This window comes from uncultured Gemella sp., from assembly GCF_963515875.1.
GTDB lineage: Bacteria > Bacillota > Bacilli > Staphylococcales > Gemellaceae > Gemella.
Window position 1 is genome coordinate 1 of record NZ_CAUPZX010000023.1, and the last position, 17,685, is coordinate 17,685.

Genomic DNA, 17,685 nt, shown 5'->3' on the forward strand with positions numbered 1-17,685 from the left:
TTGTCGTTAACTTTATTTTACACCTAGGAGTCTCTTTTTTCTATGTCTTTTTTTTTCAACTTCTCTTAACTTTTCTGTTTACACAAAATATTATACACTATCAATTTTTCTATCAATCGATATTAATACAACTATCATCTATTCATAAAAATATAGGAATAACATTCTATACATGATTATACAAAAATCATAATTTACTGTCATTCCTACTTCAATATATCTATAACTATCTAAACGAAGACACCATTATCTCAAAAATCTTCCTAGTTCTAAAATCATTATACAGACCTTTTCAGCCTACGGTATAAAAATTTATGTTAATTACAAAATAACTACTCCATTTAGCTTTGCGGGAGTGATTCAACAAAATCGATTTTGTTGAATCACCCTCTCCTCTATTTATTATCTTCCTATGCAACTACTTAAAGTAACATATTCTATCTTTCTTGTTAAGAAATATACCCCGCTTCTTTAAGAATTTCTTTTGCTTGGGGTTTCTTAGAAGAATTCACTAGAACTATTGGTCCTGTACATCCCATTCCACTTTCCGCATAGATACCATGTTTCCATAATACTTTGGTAGCATCTTCAAGATCCAAGATATCCACTCCTGAGATTTGAGAAGTAACCGCTTCTTTATCAGGAACTTTTACTTCTTCTATATTTGTTCCTTCTTTTTTAACTTTTAATTTAGAAAGTAGTTCTCCTAATTTTGCAGAATTAGCTTTTTCGTACTCTAGTTTAGTTATTTCATTTACTTTTCCTTTTGCTATTTCATAAGCATATTTCAGCGCATTCGCTACAACTGGGGCACCTGAAGCTCTTGATAAAATTAATATTCTTCTGTCATATCCTTCACCAATACCAGGACCATATCCATAGCCACTAGCCTCATAATCTCCTCCAGTATTAAATGCTGAAAATACCTTCATAAACAAGTTCCCAGTCAATGAATCAACAACCATAACATCTGGTGTAGCCATCAACAAATCATTTCCTCGCATTACTGAACCACCATCTGCTCTTTGTGATGTTGCAAACTCAAAGTTATAGCCATTACCTTTAAGTTCCAATAATATTTTTTCAGCTTGTCTAGCACCTTCTACGTTTGCTATTCCTACTGTAGGATTCTCTATCCCCAGTGATTTTGCCGTTGCAATACCATATAGAGTATTTCTAACCATAGCTTCTACTCTGTTAGTAGCAGATGTGCCTGTCGTTGTCGCAAGAAGCATTTCACGTCCTCTAGCCGGTGTAATAACCCTACCTACTGTAGATACTCCAATCGGAAAGTTGTAATGCATTGTAACGCAAGATGCTATTTCCTCTTTGTCTAATAAGTCTTCCATAATTTTATGAGCTTCTTCTTCATCTTTCGCTTCATATGATTCGAAATCCTTATGCCCTTTACCTATTAAAACTATATCGAATATAGGATTTTTCGCTAACAGTGCTCCCTGAATTAAATTTTCAAATCCATGTTCACTACCTAAAGTTGTTAAACCAACTTTTAATTTTTTACCAAAGTTGCCTGTTTCTATGGCATTAGCTACTTCTAGCAATACTTCTGATATAATTTTTTTACTCATAGTATCACCCCTATTCTTCTAACATTTCTTGGGAAATTTTTCTCATAGATTCTGCTATAATTTTTCTTATTTCATCTTTAGAAATTCCTGACACTTCTCCTTCTACAGTGCCATTATTTCTCTCAATTACTATAGATACCCCATCAAATAGATTAGTCATTCTTCCTAAGAATAAACTTCCTTTACCTACTATCATAGCACGATTTTTATCGCCTTTTGTAAGATCATCAATTAAAAATCCTACATATGGTACTCCCGAAGGAATATGCCCTTGTGTTGGTGCCCATCCAGGTAATCCTTTAGCTTCAATGAATGATTTCAATTCTTTTTTCTCAATATCACCACGCATTGCTGCTAAAGCTGCTATCATTTTATAGTTAGCTTCAGGTACATTTCCTGCCCCTGCAGATTTTGTAATATCAGGGTTTTGCATTTCCACTGAGAATACATCAACATCTGTAATTTTTAAATTAGCTTTCTCTAATGGATTCGCCACTAAAGCACCCATTACTGCTTGTGGTGAAGATCCTGTTCCTACATTATGTTTACCTACCATATCAGTTCTAATAATAGGATTTACTCCATCGTTTTCACTAATTAATACCGCAAATCCTCCAATAACGTCTTCTAATACAGGTAAACCTTTTTTAACGTGATCTTTACCATTCATTCCTAGTTTAGCACTAGCTCCACCCGCTACTACTAAAACATTTTTATAAACACCAGATTTTACTAAAGCTGAAGCATTTATTAACGCATGAGTTGGGGCTGCACAAAAACCTCTTAAATCTGAACCAGTAGCATTAACTAGGCCAGCTACTTCCGCTATAGATTTCGCAAAGTTACCACCACCACGTTGGTTAATATCTCCACAGGCTTCTTCTGAGCATTCTACAACATAATCAATTTCTTCTGGATTAATATTATAATTACGAAGTAATTCTAAAGCAGAAATAACACCCGAAGCTTTAACAACTAGATTTTCAAATATAACATGAGCATTTAAATTCACATCTACATCGTGAGCTTTTTTTACATATCCCACTACTTTCCCTTCATGAACCAACGCTTCAAAATCATCTTCTTTATCGCTTATATCAGATCCTTCTAATTTTTCGAATAAAGGAGCTAGCTCTTTGAAGTTTTCCTCTATTTTAGGACGAACACTGGCTACAAACTCTTCCGACAGTTTTACTAAATCAAAAGCATCACATAGTTTCATTAGGGCTAAAAATTCATCTTGAGGTACAATTTGCCCAAATTTACCATGACGTTTACCTTGTTCATCTTTAATTTCATACCAAGGCATTGGATATTCTTTTAGCTCATCAGGAGTCTTATTACCAATATAAACTTGGTTAGATAAATAGTTAACTACTTCATCATACGAACGAATATGATTTTCTACTTCTTTTAAAAACTCAGAATCTGGATTAGTTACTCTCTCTATAGAACAAGTAGATCCATTTCTTACTATCATATCTGGTGTGTGAACAAGAATGTATCCTGCCCCCTTAAATACTGGATAATTCATAGCTATTGTGTGCTGAGGGTAAAATATATACCCTCAGCTCCCCTTTCTTTATTTTTTATTCGAATACTGTTTGACTATCAACTTCAACAGTTAAAGCATGTAACGCTTTTTCTACAAGTACACGTCTTAATTTTTTCTCTTCATCCGCGTCTAGTTTTGGATTTCCTAATGGATGAGGGATTGCTATAGTAGGTACAATTCTATTTGCTCCTACTGTTAGAGAAATCGGCACTACTGTACACATGTGAACCACAGGTATACCCGCTCTCTCTATTTCTTTTACCATCGTTGCACCGCAACGAGTACAAGTACCTCAAGTAGAAGTTAAAATTACAGCATCTACTCCATCAGCTACTAATTTTCGAGCATATTCTTTAGCAAATCCTACAGCACTAGCAACAGCCGTCCCATTACCTACAGTTGTGTAGAATTTCTCATGTAAACTTCCAACTTTACCTTCTTTAACAAAATCTCTCATTACATCAACTGGCAAAACTCTATCAGCATCCTCATTAGCATATACTGGGTCGTATCCACCGTGAGCTGTTTCATGTGTAGCGTCAGTTAAATCGTTAAATCCTTCTAGTGAATATTCTCCATACTTAGAAGCAGAAGAAGACTCGATATGGTCTGGGTTTCCTTTCGGTACAATTCCTCCAGACGTCACTAAAGCAATTTTAGCTTTACTTAAATCTTTAACCGCTGGATTTGGTTCTACTCTATCAAAGTTAGGCATTGGATATTCTGTTTCAAACTCTTCACCCTTAATTTTCTTAACAAGCATTTCAACAGCACGTTCAGAACCACGTTTTTCACTAAAGAAGTTTACACGAACTCCTCTTTCATGATATCCTTCTTCTTTCGAAGATAAGATTTCTTCTCCTTTAGCTAATTTCGCTGCAAATTTTGCTAATTTTGGTAGAGCTTTTCTCATACCAGCTGCACTGTCAGATGTTTCAAGAATATAAATTTCTTTTCTAAACATATCAGTTCCAGGATTTTCTACATACATAGCTGTTACCGCTGGAATTCCTAACTCCTCTTGCACAGCTTTAGTAATAGTCCCTGCTGCAACCCCGTAACGCCCTGCATTAAAAGCTGGTCCTGCGATAAATAATTGAGGATCGCATCCTTTAATCATATCAATAAGTTCTACTTGAACTTTTTCTAAATTTTCATTGAAATAGCTATCTCCACAAACTACTGTAGCTACTACTTCGAATTCTTCTCCCAACTTGCCTTGTAACTGAACACTAATTGGTGGTAATTCAGTTCTTAATTCTGGTGCAATGTGGGCTTTTTCTTCTCCACCTACACCGGCAAAGAATTGGTTTATATAATGTACTACTCTTATTTTAGACATTTTTATTTCCCCCTATACTCATTTAAGAATATTAATTACTCTCCACGAATATCTTTCATTTCGTTTGTGATTTCATCAACATCTAATACCATTTCCATCATTCCTACTTGATCTTCATAGATTGCTTCATCTATTTGTGATTTAATCTCTTCTTCAACAATATGATATACAGCTAGATTAAGTTCTACTCCAGCAAGTGGTCCTGCGAATGTTGGATCTCCCACTGTTACAGTTTCAGCTGCTAGACCAGCAGCTTCGGCTTCTGCAGCACCTAGTAAAACAACAACGTTTTCATTACCGAATTTTTCGGCAGCTTCTTTAATACGTTTTTGGTTTTCTAAGTCCATAGCCCCTGCAGCCGTTCAGACAAAACACTCAGTAGATGAAAATACTACTTCTAATCCCTCAATTGGTTTAACACATTCTTCAATAGCTAAGCCCGGAATACCGTCACGGTCACCGATGATAACTACTTTTTTATTAATAAGACTTACCATTATCTTATTCCTCCTTGTTTAAATCTATAACATTTTTATATTTTATTTCTTAGAAAGTTTTGGCACTTAAATATCCAAATCCTGTTTCGTTAGTAGCTCCTGTAATAGCTTGGATTTCTACTTCGATAGTCCCATCTTCTCTTAATGAATCTTGATTACCACCAGCAATTACATTTACTACATCAATGTGTCCGATAATTCTATCTAATTTTGGTAAAACAATCACTTGGTTAGCATTACCACCTGTAACTACAGCATTGGCAGCTACATCAGCATCAGCTAAACTTTGGCTAGCTCCATCGCGACCTGCATATTCATCTGTTACGATAACTGTTTTAACTTGTTCCGCTTCGATTTTTTTACAGTTCATGATTAAGTCCGTATCTGGATTACCAAATCCTTCTTGAGATACAATTACCGCATCTAAATTCAAGTAACGACAAAGTTTTGCAGTCCAGTTAGATGAACGTTCTTTATCCATTAAGTAAACATTTTCGTTAGTAATTATTACACCTAAGAAGTTAATTTCTTTACCATGTTTTTTGTATAAATCTTCAATAACTCCATTGTTTAAGTGTACATATGTTGGGTTTTTATCACAAGCTGATACACAGTTACCACTTACGATAGCACCGTCCATAATTTCAGTTGGATATAAAATTGTTGGTACTATTTGTTTTGCATCAACACCGTATACATAAGTATCATGTAATAAACCTTGTGTTTGAAGCATGTATACATATCCTACTTTTGGAAGATCAGGATACTCAGCAATTTGTTCTAATAAAGGTTTTGTTTCATACACTTCTACTTCTTCTGGCTCTAATGAACGAGCTAATTCTGCGATATAGCGCGCAGCTTTAAATCCAATATAACGAACTGCTTTTTCATGTTCGTGTTGTTTAATTCCTGCTTTTGGCTCAGCAATAACGATTAAATTATTTGTTTTTGAAAATGGAGTATATTCTGCTCCAACACCTGTCATATCGATAATACCTTCTTGGAATCCTACTATTTTACCAGTAGTCACAACAGCCATACCTTTAAGAGCGATTGTTCGTCCTTCCCCTACAGTATCCACCTTTGATAAGATACCAGGGAATATACCACCACGTCCCTCAACTTTTACACGAGGTTCAATTACATCCTTAACTGGCGTAATACGAACACTTTCACCAGGACGAGCTATATCTAAATCAACAGATTCGATTGCATCATCCTCAAAAACAGCTTTTATAAGCTCTTCTTTATTTACATACAATACATTTGCTTCAATTTTTGATTCTGTAGCAAACTGTATATCTTTAATATGAATCTTTCCTAATTCAAGACGCATACCTACTACCTCCCTTTGAGTTAATTTTAATAATATTTTTTAATCATAGCTTCAATATTAGGAATAGTCGCATCATCTTTAGTTACTTCGTCGACTTTGCTACCATCTTTATATATGGCTAATGTTGGTAAACCTAAAACTTTTTGTTTAATCGCAAGTCTTCTTGCTTTTGTTGTATCTAGAGATGTAAATTTAACTTTATCCCCATATACTTCTGCCAGCTTATGAACATCTGGCATAAGGGCTTTACATGGCTCACATCCTTGACTCCAGAAGTCTACAAATACATATCCTTCTGCTTCCAATACCTCTTGATCAAAGTTCTCTTTGTTTAGTTCTAACATTTTCTTTTTCTCCTTATGTTATTTTTATTTTTTAAATTTTATTCAAATTTCTCAGCAATATATTTTTCCGCTCGAATCGCTGCAACAGCTCCATCTGATACTGCAGTGACCACTTGACGAATATCTTTTTCACGGCAATCACCCGCTACAAATACACCCTCTACATTTGTTCTAGTATCTTCACCAGCTTTAATGTATCCATCTTCTGTCATCTCAACTTTTCCTTCGAACAGCTTAGTTTGAGGAATATATCCGATAAAGAAGAATAATCCCATTGTTCCATCTTCTTCGTCAGCTTCAATTACATATTCTTCTCCAGTTATTACATTTTTTAATCTAATTGCTTCTAAAATTCCATCCCCAATTGCTTCAGTAACTACAGTATTTCCTAAAATTTCAATTTTTGGATTGTTTTTAGCTTTTTCTGCAGTAACTTTTTCGCATCGAACATTTTCTTTACGATATACAATTGTCACTTTACGAGCAAATTTAGTTAAGAACAAAGCTTCTTCTACGGCACTATTAGCTCCTCCAACTACATAAACATCAAGTCCTTCGAAAAAGTCGCCATCACAAGTAGCACAGTAAGAAATACCTTTACTTTCTAACTCTCTAATTCCTGGAGCATCTAATTTTCTTGGTGAAGCTCCTGTCGCAATAATTACTGTCTTAGCAGTATAATCACCACTTACACAAGTAACCACTTTTTCTTCTCCTTCAAGCTCAATATTTAGAACCTCATCTTGTTTGATTTCAGCCCCAAAACTTTTAGCCTGTTCAACCATCCTTGCAGTCACACGTGGTCCTGTCGGATCTTCTACCGCTCCAGGATAGTTTTCAATTAAGTGCGTAATCGCAGCTTGTCCCCCATTTTTTGATTTTTCAAGAACTAAAGTATTTAACTTAGCTCGTGAAGCATACAATGCCGCTGATAAACCAGCTGGTCCTGAACCTATAATAATTACATCATAATGTCTACTCATAATTATTCTCCTTTATTAATTTTTTATAATATTCTATTTATCGCATTTAATATTAAGTCATAATCAATGACACTAAAATCATCTTTTACAACATCTGTCCACTGAGGAACTTTCTTATTATTTCTAAACTTTTCAAATGTTGCTACAGCTTCAGAAATTAAATTAATTGAGGCAATATCTAATCCTTCACTTTTTTTTACAATAATACTTCTATATATCGTCTCATTAGGTTTAACACTACCATATAAAGGATGTGTTAAAATCTCATAATTTTCATGAACGTAATCTCTAGCTTTCTTCAAAATATCTACATAACTTATATCAAAATACTCTATCTCTATTCCTCTAAAATTGTTATTAATAAATCTCGGATTATTAGTTATTAGTTTCATAACACCTCTCCTTAAAAAATAAAAACAGAAAGAAAGCTAGCTTTCTCTCTGTTGATTTACTTCAGAGTTCTGTCCTAGTGTGGTCTTTTTACCTGAGAATTTCATCAATATTTGCTAAATATCGACTTGTACCTTCGGTGCCTTACGTCCTCTCCCACACTACTCTTACAGTATATTTCCTTATATTTTTATTTTATACTATTTCTCAAATAAATAAAAACGTTTTCTTAAGCGACATTAAGGGTTTCTTAAAATATATTGATATTTATTACATTATAAAATTATAAATTGCTTTTAAAATACATTTAAATTACAGCCTTTTATTTTTTAATATATAAAAAATATATTTGTTTTTTTGATGAATTAATTTTATAAATCTTATCCGCATTATCATTGAAAATAAAATATAAGTAAATTATGTAAATGTAAATACTATGGATAAAACTTGAAAATTATTTAAATATTTTTGTAAAATATGAAAAATTTCCATTGAAAAATACACTTATTTTCGTTATACTTAATTTACTACAAATGAAAATTAATATTTACAAGGAGGCATATCATGAACAATACTAAAAAAAGTTTAATCGCAATCCTAATATGCTACTTTTCCTGGGGTCTTTTTCCAATATACTTTAAATTATTAAAAGAAATCGGAGCATATGAAGTCTTAGCAATGCGAGTCTTATGTTCCTTCATCTTTATGATATTAGTAGTAGCAATTGCACAAAATAGAAAAAATATTTTTAACGAAGTCACCAATCTTTGGAAAAATAAAAAAGGATTCCTATTGCTTGTTCTTGCATCTTTCTTAATAACAGGAAACTGGCTTACTTACATTATCGCAGTTAATACTAACCATGTATTGGAGGCTAGTTTTGGGTATTATTTAAATCCAATCGTTACGATTATTCTAGCAGTTGTATTCTTAAAAGAAAAATTAACCCGCACACAAACTATTGCATGTTTATGTGTTGGGGGCTCACTACTTTATTTATTTATTTCACTAGGATCTTTACCTTGGATTTCTATCATGTTAGCATTAACATTTGGACTATATAGTCTATGTAAGAAGAAAATTTTACTTAGCCCAAAAGCGAGTCTATTTATCGAAACTGCGATAGTTTCTCCTATCGCCTTTATGTATATGGGTTACTTAGCTTCTAATGATTCCATAACATTTCATAAGTTCGGAACGACTACCTTAATATACTTATTATTATCTGGGGTAGTTACCGCTGTACCGCTTATGTTATTCGCTAAAGGAGCTACTGACATTCCCTTATATATTCTTGGAATACTTCAATATCTACCTCCTACAATGCAATTTTTCATAGGAATTTTTGTCTATGGAGAAGTATTAAGTATTCAAAAACTAATATCATTCTCTATCATTTGGGTTGCTGTAGCAGTATTTTGCTATTCAGCCATTATCTCTATGAAAAAACAGAGTTTGGTTAGCGAAAGTCTTAAAAAATAACATTAACTTACTTAATATCCAGACTATAGAAAAGAAAAAAACGAAGTTCTATTGTTCAAACTTCGTTTTTTTACTTTTAATTAAGCTACTTTTCTTGTACCTTGTCTAATCATAGAGATACCTGTTATAATGACAACACCTATGATTACCCACGTTAATACTGCAAGCGGCATGCTCTTAACTAATGTATAAGCAATAGTTACCCCAATCACACCACCAATAGTAATAACAATAGAACCAATTCTTGAATAGTTACCAGCTTTAATGAATTCTGGTGAACCGATAGCCATAAGCCCCGCACAAGATCCCATCATAATCGGGAATGCTACTAATGGGCTAAGTCCTAACATATAAACCATAGCCATACATGGTGCATATAATCCAACACCAGCCATCATAAGTGCCCCAAGAATAAAGTTACCAGCAACACCAATAATAAGTTTAATACCTGTTAAACCAACAGCTTCATTACCAGCTCCAAGAGCTTTTAACCAACCTAGTTGACCTGAAGCCATTAAGAATGCAGTCACTATTAAACACACACCCATAACAAGTTGAATTTTTTTCTCAGGAAGTTTATTTACAATTCTCGCTCCTACTAAAGCACCTGCAATAGCTGCAGCAATCATTGAGAATAAAGTGATCCCTTCAACTTTAACCCCTGTTAAGAATAATACTGCTTCCATAATAACTGGGATTGTGTGAGCTACGTTTAATGTACCTGGAATTTTTTTATCAGTGTCTAAATACTTAGTAACTTTGAATAATAATGTTGTTGGTGCGAAACTTCCGATACCTAAAGTATCGAAGAAGTCAGTCACTAATCCGATAAGAAATCCTACAACTGGACTTTCTTTACCTAAATCATCCTTGTGCTTTACAACATCTATAACGAAGGATGCAAGGAAGAATACCCCTCCAGCTCCTATAATAATTAATAATACTGTTAATAAATCCATATATTTCCACTCCTATCCTAATAAGAATCCGTATGTTAATGAATCATCTGGGTCGTAAACATAGTTACTGAATCCTAAGATGTAACCAGAACCAGTGATTTCTGGAATAATAGCATCGAATCCTGCTAATTTACGTTCTTCTACGATTCTACCTTTGAATAAAGTACCTAAGATACTTTCGTATACAAATGGTTCACCTGGTTTTAACTCACCTTTTGCATAAAGTGTAGCTAATTTAGCAGAAGTACCTGTTCCACATGGTGAACGGTCAATATTTCCATCTCCAAATACTACAACATTTTTATAAGTTGCTTCTGGATGAGATGGTTTATCATAAATCTCAACTAAGTCTACAGTTTTAATGTGTTCTAAAGTTGGATGTTGAATTTCAATATTCGCATTAATTGCATCACGAATTTTCAATCCAGCTTCTTTTAATTTAGACGCATTTTCAGGTTTAACTTCTAAACCAAGTTGATCTGCTGAAATAATACAGAAGAAACTTCCACCAAATGAAATATCAAATTTAATGTGTCCTACTCCTTCTACATCAAGTTCAACATCACGTTTATATAAGAATGATTCAACATTTCTAAATGAAACTTCTTTAACTTTTCCAGCATTATCTTTTAATTTTGCAGTCGCATAAATTAATCCAGCTGGAGTTTCTACTACTACTTCTTTTTCAGTTGCACCTTCTTCAACATCTACCATACCAGTTTCAACTGCCGCTGTTACCGCTGCGATAGTATTATGTCCACACATATTTAAGTAACCACCAGTATCCATAAATACTAATCCAAAATCAGCTTCTTCTTTTGTTGGTGGCAATAAGAATGCTCCAAACATATCTTGGTGACCACGAGGCTCAAACATTACTGATTTTCTAACATCATCTAAGTGATCGATAAAATATTGTTTTTTCTCAACCATATCTTTACCAGGAATTTTTGGAATTCCTGCAGTAACTAAACGAGCAGCTTCTCCTGCTGTATGTGTATCAATAACTGAAATCATTTTATTTAGTTTCATAATAACTCACTCCTCAATTTTATTTGTTGTTATTTGTATCTTGTCTCATTTTTAATTTTAATAATGCTAGTGCTTTTCTAGCATCAGTATAGTCAATATTATTTTGACAAACTATTTCTGTCTCTACACCTTCTTCAGACTTATTAAAGTCTAAAACGAACTTCGTGTATTGATTTTCTACTACAAATTTATGTTTTCCCATAAATTTTAAACCTACAATAGAGATTCCACGTTCTCCTATTTCAAACATAGTATTCGCGTAATCAACATCACTATTTCCCCAACCGTCTGCTGAGATTATAGCTCCATCAGTTCTCATCGCTTCTAACCATGTTGCTGTTCGCCATCCTACTAGATGTTTCAAACGATTATCCTGTGGTGTTCCCACTATAATTACCCCTTGGAAATCAATATCAGGATCTTCTGCTAATGTATCTAGTAAAGGATCTCTAAAGTGGTGTAAACTTGTTTCTTTTGTAGATGGTCCAATCCCCATAATAACACCTCTTCCTATACCATAGCTCTTATCGCACCATCGCGATATTCATTAGCTGTAAGTAGCACTGGCATATTATTCATATCTATAATTGAAATACCCTTATCTATTCCACTTGGTTCTACTGGAAATAGTTGATTGTCATACATCATACCTTGCCCAGCAACTTCTTTCACTAGAGCCACTTTAGGTTTACCAGGATTTTTCGGATTATAAAATTCATGAACTTCATCTGCATCACGTCCACTAAGAACCTTCATTACTTCACGTATATTTTGTAAATACACATCCGATAACTCAAAAATAGAAAATGCTAAAGCCCTATCAAAATCCACATCTGGTTTAATAATAACATCTATATGTATTAAATAATCACTATCTGCCGGAGAACCCGCTTTATTCAATACAAGTTGCTCTTGTAAAATACCTTCAGATGAACCAAATTCATGCATTTGTTCTCCTTTAGTATTCGCTCCTGTTAAAAGCATATATACTCCGGTTAAAGTATGCGTTATACCCTCACCAAGTCTTCCTAATACTTTCGTAGATATTGGTACTATATCCATTATAGTATTTACATAAAAATTATGTTCACGAGGCTTTATTATTTTAACCTCCACACTTTCAAAAATATTTTTATCATATTCAATTTCAGTCGGAATAATAAGCTCATTATTTTCAATCTTCACTTTTCTTCCTAAAGCAACATTTTTCATATGGAATGCTTTAATTTGCAATCTCTCTTTTGACATAGCCATCAATCCCTTACTATTTATTATCTGCAATAATACAGTTGTAAGTTGTTTTACTAGTACAGATATTTTGTTAAAAAAGAAGAGGGACGCACCGTCCCTCTTCGAATATTCTCCTACACGTGAGCAATATACTCAAATGGAAGAGGAACTATTTTACCTGAACTTGGTATTTTAATTAGTTGCTCTAATGTTGCTTCTAAAATTTGTGTTTGTTGCTCAATGTTGTTTGGTTCTCCAGCATTAGCACCCATTGGTACAAGTGGTGCAACGGCTCTTGGAGTACCGTTTTGACGCACTACTGGGGGTAGTGCTGCTATTAAGATTGTTGGAATACCTGCTTCCTCAATTGCTCTCTGCACGATCACGGCAGTTCTATGGCAAGTACCTCAACCAGCAGTTAAAATAACTGCATCAACATTTTCTTCTTTTAATTTTTTAGCAATCGCTGGTCCTGTTGTGTTAGTGAAAGCTTCTTGATCTCCACCACCACCCATGAAACCATAGTGGAATTCTGCTACACTTCCGATAAATCCAGCTTTAGCAAGCTCATGTAATCTATCGATTGGGAACATACAGTTGATGTCTTTGTTAGCATCCGCGTTGTCATATCCACCGTGTGATACCATAAGATCTGTACTGTGAGCAGTATCTGGGATTTCACGGAATGTAGTATCCCCTGCTAAGTTAAATCTTTTATCTGTTTTTAAGTGAACTCCTGCTGCTGTAGCTAATGCTACTTTCATATCTTTTAACTCTTTAGTTACTGGAGCCCAAACTGGTTTTGGTGTAATAGGTACAAAAATTTCTGATTGTAGACCTTCAAATATCGTTAATGACATTCTAAATTCTCCTTCCTACTATTCTTCATTTAGTCTGTTTTTTACTTCTTCTTGTAATTTTTTTGTATTTAATATTGCATTTACATAATGTTCGTCAGGTTCTTCGTTAATAACTTCTGGATAACTTAGTAAAAACGCTACCTCTTGGCCGATTTTTACTGGATAATCAGAAATTAACATTCTCATAGGAATTTTAAATTGCCCCAAGCGTCCTTTAATATCTATCGTAACGCTAGCATCGTTATGATCAACTATAATCCCTTCGAACACTCTTTCTGTAGATGCATATTTTAATTTTTCAATCATAACTTACTTCCTATCCTCTTTAAAAATTAATCTTCTTTTTCGTAGATTTCTTGACGTTTTTTAGATTTTGGTAATACTTGTTCGTTATCAAGTAATTCTACTTTTTGTCCTGTAGTTTTTTCAATAACTTCTACGTTATTTAATTTAACGTTAGGATTCCATTTTCTTTCAGCTTTTTTAATTGTTCCGCCACCCATTTGTGTTTTAAGCATTGCTAAAGCACGGATAGCATCTTCTTTACATAATGTATTGTTTGAAAGAATTTCGTTTTCAATACCTTGTTTAGATTTGTTGTTATCAACCATAGCTGTCATGTATTCGTTACCTACTACAAGAGCTCCTTGTACTGCTGAGTAAGTCATACCAACTACTGATACTCCACGTTTACCGATTTCTTCAATGTGAGAAGCGAAGTCGATGTGGTTGTTACCAAATCCTTCAGTTGTTACGATAGCACCATCGATGTCCATTGCTTCGATAGTCATACCTACACGTTTAGATACATAGAATTTTTCTGAGTTAGCTTGAGGTGATCCAACTAATAATACCCCTACCAAGTCGATTTCTTCATCAGCCATTGCTTCAAGTACTAATGGTTCACGGTAGTAGTGACGAGAAGTTTCTTTAGAAGCTGGTCCAATACATGTTAATGCGTGGATACCACCGTCTAAGATTTCTGTTGGTGCAAGCATTACTGGTAGATTACCAAGGTCAACGTTTGGTTTAGCACCAAGTGTACCAACTGGTTCTACTGGTAAGATTAAGTTATCGTGCATTGCACCTTGCCCCATGATTTCTTTAACGATTAATACTTTTTTGTTTCCTGGGTGACGATATTGCTCAATATTGATGTTTCCAACTACTAGGCTTTCATCATCTAATTCTTTAAGAGCTTTACGAATTTCTTCTGTAATGTGGTCGAATGCTTTGTGAGCTGCTAATGGTCCTGGACGTTCCATATTAGCTCCTGCTTTGATTGTAACTTGACCTTTAATGAAGATTTCACCTTTATCTGGAGCTCCTGGACGACCCCACATAATGTTACGTTCTAATTCACCTTCAGAAGAACCGAATTCCCCGATTTGAACTCCGTTAGCATCAGTTCCTGTAAGAACCATTACTACACCTTTAAGTTCACGAGTAATACCATGTCCGATTTCTCCTTCTTCTTTAACAGCGATTGGTTGAACGTCCATGATTGTTTCACTGTAAGTATCGTATTTATCAGGAGTGATAATTTCTAATTTAACACTTTCTACTAAAGCTTCTGATTCAGCAGCTTCTTTACATAAATCTTCTGCTGTTCTTAAAACTAAAGTAGTTCCTTTAATTTCTGTTTTTTCACCAAATTCTACTTTATCAATTTTGTAGTGTTTAGTGTGTAGAGAACGGATAAACTTAGGTTCTCCTGCATGTTTTTCTTCCACTTTAGCTTCTGCTACTGGCTCAACTTTAGCTGCTTCAACAGTTTTAGCTTCCACTGCTTGAACTGGAGCTTGAGCTGCTGGTGCTACCGTTTGTCCAGCAATAGCTGATAATGGAATTTCAAGGTTAATATTCTCACCTTTTCCGATTTGTAGTCTGAATACTCCTGCTGGAGTTTGTGTTTGTACTACCGGCGTAACCGGAGTAACAGGCGCGACTGGTGCGCTTACTTCAGCTACCACTTCTTCTACTACTTCTTGTTTTTCTTCTACTTTTTCTTCTCCACCTTGTACGGCATCAATGATACCTGGTGTAATTGGTATTAGAGCATCTGTTGTTTTTAATAATTTAGCTCCTAATACTTGTCCGATTGTTAATGCATCGTCTGGGAATGATAATAATCCTGAATCTACTAGATCATCAAATAATCCTGGATCTTCTAAGTTTTCTGGACTAATTACGATACCTTCCTCAGCTCTGCAACAAAATACCGCTTTATCATTTAAGTGCTCTTTTGCAGTTTCTACTGTAATTGACATTACTTCTAACCTCCAACTAATTATTTATTGTTATGTAATTCTAAGCTTTTATAGCTTCTGTATAAATGATGGTCAGTGGCACGAAGCACATGATCGGTACTATGATAAACTTTTACTCCTAACCTAGGAGCTACACCTGTCACGGTGTTAGTTCAATCTTGACAAGTACCAGTGATAACTGCTTTCGCACCATCTTTTTTCATTTTCAATACTTTTTCCGCTTGTCCTGGACAAATACCCGGTAATTCACAACGTAATCTTCCATTTTTATCAGGTTTCATACGTTTACACATTTGAACAGATACTACTTCTGCACCCATTCCATCAGCTATTTCTCTCAAGCGTTCTTCTTGTGCTCCACATTCACAAATAAGTATTCCTACTTTTTCTTTTTCTTGTGGATATGGCATAGCTACAAGTAACCCACCCGTAGTTTTATTAATAGGTTCTGTTTCTAATGCAGGTCGACCTGTAAACGGTCCTCCTCGCACGATTTCTCCATGTGGGTGGATATAACCACCAGCTTTTTCTATAAAGACACTTATTGGCAATCCAATTGGAACATCTAAGAAGATATCCGGATTTTGTACACGTCCACCAACAGTAATATCTTTATCAATCAGTGGTTTATCTTCTTCAATCGCTTCTACTATGCGTTTGATAGTTTCCACGTTTGAAATAATTGCATTTGCTTCTAGTGGCAATTGACCTGGTTTTAAGATTACTCCAAGTGTTTCTCTTACGATAACTCTTTCATCACCAGCAGGATACATATTAGGCAAAATTTTAATGCTAATATTAGGTTCATCCTTACACGCTTTACCTAATGCTAGCATTGCTTTTCGATATTTCGTTTTAATAGCAATGTATCCCTCTTTCGCACCAGTTAATTCAACTATGTATTTCAAACCTCTAACTAAAACTTCTGGATGTTCTTCCATGAATTTTACGTTGTGACCTAAGATTGGTTCACATTCTGCTGCATTAGCAATAACGTATCCTCCAGGAATCTGTGCCGATAACTTGATTCCTGTAGGGAATCCAGCTCCACCCACTCCAACGATACCAGCATCTTTAATCTTTTGGAGTTTATCATCAGTTTTCTCTAATTTTACATAATCATCAGTTTGTTCTTTATCCAATTTAACGACTATTTCCATATCGTTAACTTCTTCTACTACACCTGATAAACTAGCGTGAATATTTGCTCCTAACCCATTGGGGGTTGCAACAAGTTGACCACGTTTAACACGATCACCTACATTTACAATAGGTTGACAAGGTCCACCGACGTGTTGCTTAAGTGGAATATTGATTTTTTCAACATTAAACTCTAACATACCTTTTTCCTCCTTTCTTTAAAATTTATTTACAAGCAGTAGTTCTAAACTTCTACTACAATTATTATATAACAGTGTGTTGAATTTTGTAAAGAAGAATATTATTAAGTATTTCACAATTTAATAAATTTTTTTATATTAATTCACCATTTTTTTTAGTAATTGTTTATATTAACATATTCTATATCTAACTTTTTTAAAATTTTTATTTAATCAAATTATCTCCAATTGAAATGCATTATCGATTAGATTAATATTATATATTTAAAAGCATTGTATACATTTACATAGTTTTTTACAAGATATTTATTTAGAATATTTTTTTCTATTCATTTATTTATAAATTCCATTTTACAAAATATCACAGATTAATTTATAGAAAACAACTAAAATTACATATGTAATCAAATGTGAATATATATGTTGATTTTATATTAAATACAGATTCCAATCTTCTCATATTACTGGTTTAATTG

General features: G+C 34.1%; 17 protein-coding genes and 1 riboswitch. Of the genes, 1 reads left to right on the forward strand and 16 read right to left on the reverse strand.

From position 1 onward, the window contains the following. Window positions 1-449: 449 nt before the first annotated feature. Genes grdD through RWL85_RS05165 form a run of 8 tightly spaced genes read right to left on the reverse strand, consistent with a single transcriptional unit; the run spans window position 450 to window position 8,038 of the window. Window positions 450-1,589, reverse strand: coding sequence for a glycine/sarcosine/betaine reductase complex component C subunit alpha (grdD, locus tag RWL85_RS05130; protein ID WP_314085670.1), 1,140 nt, complete (start codon window positions 1,587-1,589; stop codon window positions 450-452). 10 nt (window positions 1,590-1,599) lie between these two features. Continuing rightward, window positions 1,600-3,123: a glycine/sarcosine/betaine reductase complex component C subunit beta gene (grdC, locus tag RWL85_RS05135; RefSeq protein WP_314085672.1), complete on the reverse strand. Its 1,524-nt coding sequence runs from the start codon at window positions 3,121-3,123 to the stop codon at window positions 1,600-1,602. 55 nt (window positions 3,124-3,178) lie between these two features. Then, window positions 3,179-4,486, reverse strand: a complete 1,308-nt coding sequence (gene grdB, locus RWL85_RS05140; protein ID WP_314085675.1) for a glycine reductase complex selenoprotein B — start codon at window positions 4,484-4,486, stop codon at window positions 3,179-3,181. A gap of 35 nt (window positions 4,487-4,521) precedes the next feature. Beyond that, window positions 4,522-4,983 carry a glycine/sarcosine/betaine reductase complex selenoprotein A gene (grdA, locus tag RWL85_RS05145; RefSeq protein ID WP_314085678.1) on the reverse strand — a complete coding sequence of 154 codons (462 nt, stop codon included), beginning with the start codon at window positions 4,981-4,983 and terminating at the stop codon, window positions 4,522-4,524. A gap of 49 nt (window positions 4,984-5,032) precedes the next feature. Next, window positions 5,033-6,319 carry a glycine/sarcosine/betaine reductase component B subunit gene (locus RWL85_RS05150; protein ID WP_314085680.1) on the reverse strand — a complete coding sequence of 429 codons (1,287 nt, stop codon included), beginning with the start codon at window positions 6,317-6,319 and terminating at the stop codon, window positions 5,033-5,035. Window positions 6,320-6,345: 26 nt separating this feature from the next. Beyond that, the gene (locus tag RWL85_RS05155; RefSeq protein ID WP_314085682.1) at window positions 6,346-6,663 is read right to left on the reverse strand and encodes a thioredoxin TrxA; all 318 of its coding nucleotides are present in this window, start codon (window positions 6,661-6,663) and stop codon (window positions 6,346-6,348) included. 38 nt (window positions 6,664-6,701) lie between these two features. Then, window positions 6,702-7,646: a thioredoxin-disulfide reductase gene (trxB, locus tag RWL85_RS05160; RefSeq protein WP_314085685.1), complete on the reverse strand. Its 945-nt coding sequence runs from the start codon at window positions 7,644-7,646 to the stop codon at window positions 6,702-6,704. A 23-nt stretch (window positions 7,647-7,669) separates the two neighbouring features. Continuing rightward, window positions 7,670-8,038 (reverse strand): GrdX family protein, encoded by a 369-nt coding sequence (locus RWL85_RS05165; protein ID WP_314085687.1) that lies wholly within the window; start codon window positions 8,036-8,038, stop codon window positions 7,670-7,672. A gap of 70 nt (window positions 8,039-8,108) precedes the next feature. Next, window positions 8,109-8,205, reverse strand: a riboswitch (glycine riboswitch). A gap of 395 nt (window positions 8,206-8,600) precedes the next feature. On the opposite strand from RWL85_RS05165, the gene rarD reads away from it, so the two are divergent. After that, the gene (gene rarD / locus RWL85_RS05170; RefSeq protein WP_314085689.1) at window positions 8,601-9,518 is read left to right on the forward strand and encodes an EamA family transporter RarD; all 918 of its coding nucleotides are present in this window, start codon (window positions 8,601-8,603) and stop codon (window positions 9,516-9,518) included. Between the two features lie 80 nt (window positions 9,519-9,598). Here the strand turns inward: rarD and RWL85_RS05175 are convergent, their stop codons facing one another. The 8 genes from RWL85_RS05175 to prdC form a co-directional block, all read right to left on the reverse strand. After that, the gene (locus RWL85_RS05175; protein ID WP_314085691.1) at window positions 9,599-10,477 is read right to left on the reverse strand and encodes a TSUP family transporter; all 879 of its coding nucleotides are present in this window, start codon (window positions 10,475-10,477) and stop codon (window positions 9,599-9,601) included. 12 nt (window positions 10,478-10,489) lie between these two features. Continuing rightward, a complete protein-coding gene (locus RWL85_RS05180; RefSeq protein ID WP_314085693.1) occupies window positions 10,490-11,509 on the reverse strand; it encodes a proline racemase family protein in 1,020 nt (339 codons plus the stop codon). Window positions 11,510-11,528: 19 nt separating this feature from the next. Then, the gene (locus RWL85_RS05185) at window positions 11,529-12,005 is read right to left on the reverse strand and encodes a glycine/sarcosine/betaine reductase component B subunit (RefSeq protein ID WP_314085696.1); all 477 of its coding nucleotides are present in this window, start codon (window positions 12,003-12,005) and stop codon (window positions 11,529-11,531) included. 14 nt (window positions 12,006-12,019) lie between these two features. Then, window positions 12,020-12,757: a proline reductase cluster protein PrdD gene (gene prdD / locus RWL85_RS05190; RefSeq protein WP_314085699.1), complete on the reverse strand. Its 738-nt coding sequence runs from the start codon at window positions 12,755-12,757 to the stop codon at window positions 12,020-12,022. A gap of 116 nt (window positions 12,758-12,873) precedes the next feature. After that, window positions 12,874-13,599 carry a D-proline reductase (dithiol) protein PrdB gene (prdB, locus tag RWL85_RS05195; protein ID WP_314085701.1) on the reverse strand — a complete coding sequence of 242 codons (726 nt, stop codon included), beginning with the start codon at window positions 13,597-13,599 and terminating at the stop codon, window positions 12,874-12,876. 18 nt (window positions 13,600-13,617) lie between these two features. Next, window positions 13,618-13,905, reverse strand: coding sequence for a CBO2463/CBO2479 domain-containing protein (locus RWL85_RS05200; RefSeq protein ID WP_003147783.1), 288 nt, complete (start codon window positions 13,903-13,905; stop codon window positions 13,618-13,620). Between the two features lie 26 nt (window positions 13,906-13,931). Next, window positions 13,932-15,869 carry a D-proline reductase (dithiol) proprotein PrdA gene (gene prdA / locus RWL85_RS05205; RefSeq protein WP_314085703.1) on the reverse strand — a complete coding sequence of 646 codons (1,938 nt, stop codon included), beginning with the start codon at window positions 15,867-15,869 and terminating at the stop codon, window positions 13,932-13,934. Between the two features lie 20 nt (window positions 15,870-15,889). Further along, window positions 15,890-17,209, reverse strand: coding sequence for a proline reductase-associated electron transfer protein PrdC (gene prdC, locus RWL85_RS05210; protein WP_314085705.1), 1,320 nt, complete (start codon window positions 17,207-17,209; stop codon window positions 15,890-15,892). Window positions 17,210-17,685: the final 476 nt, after the last annotated feature.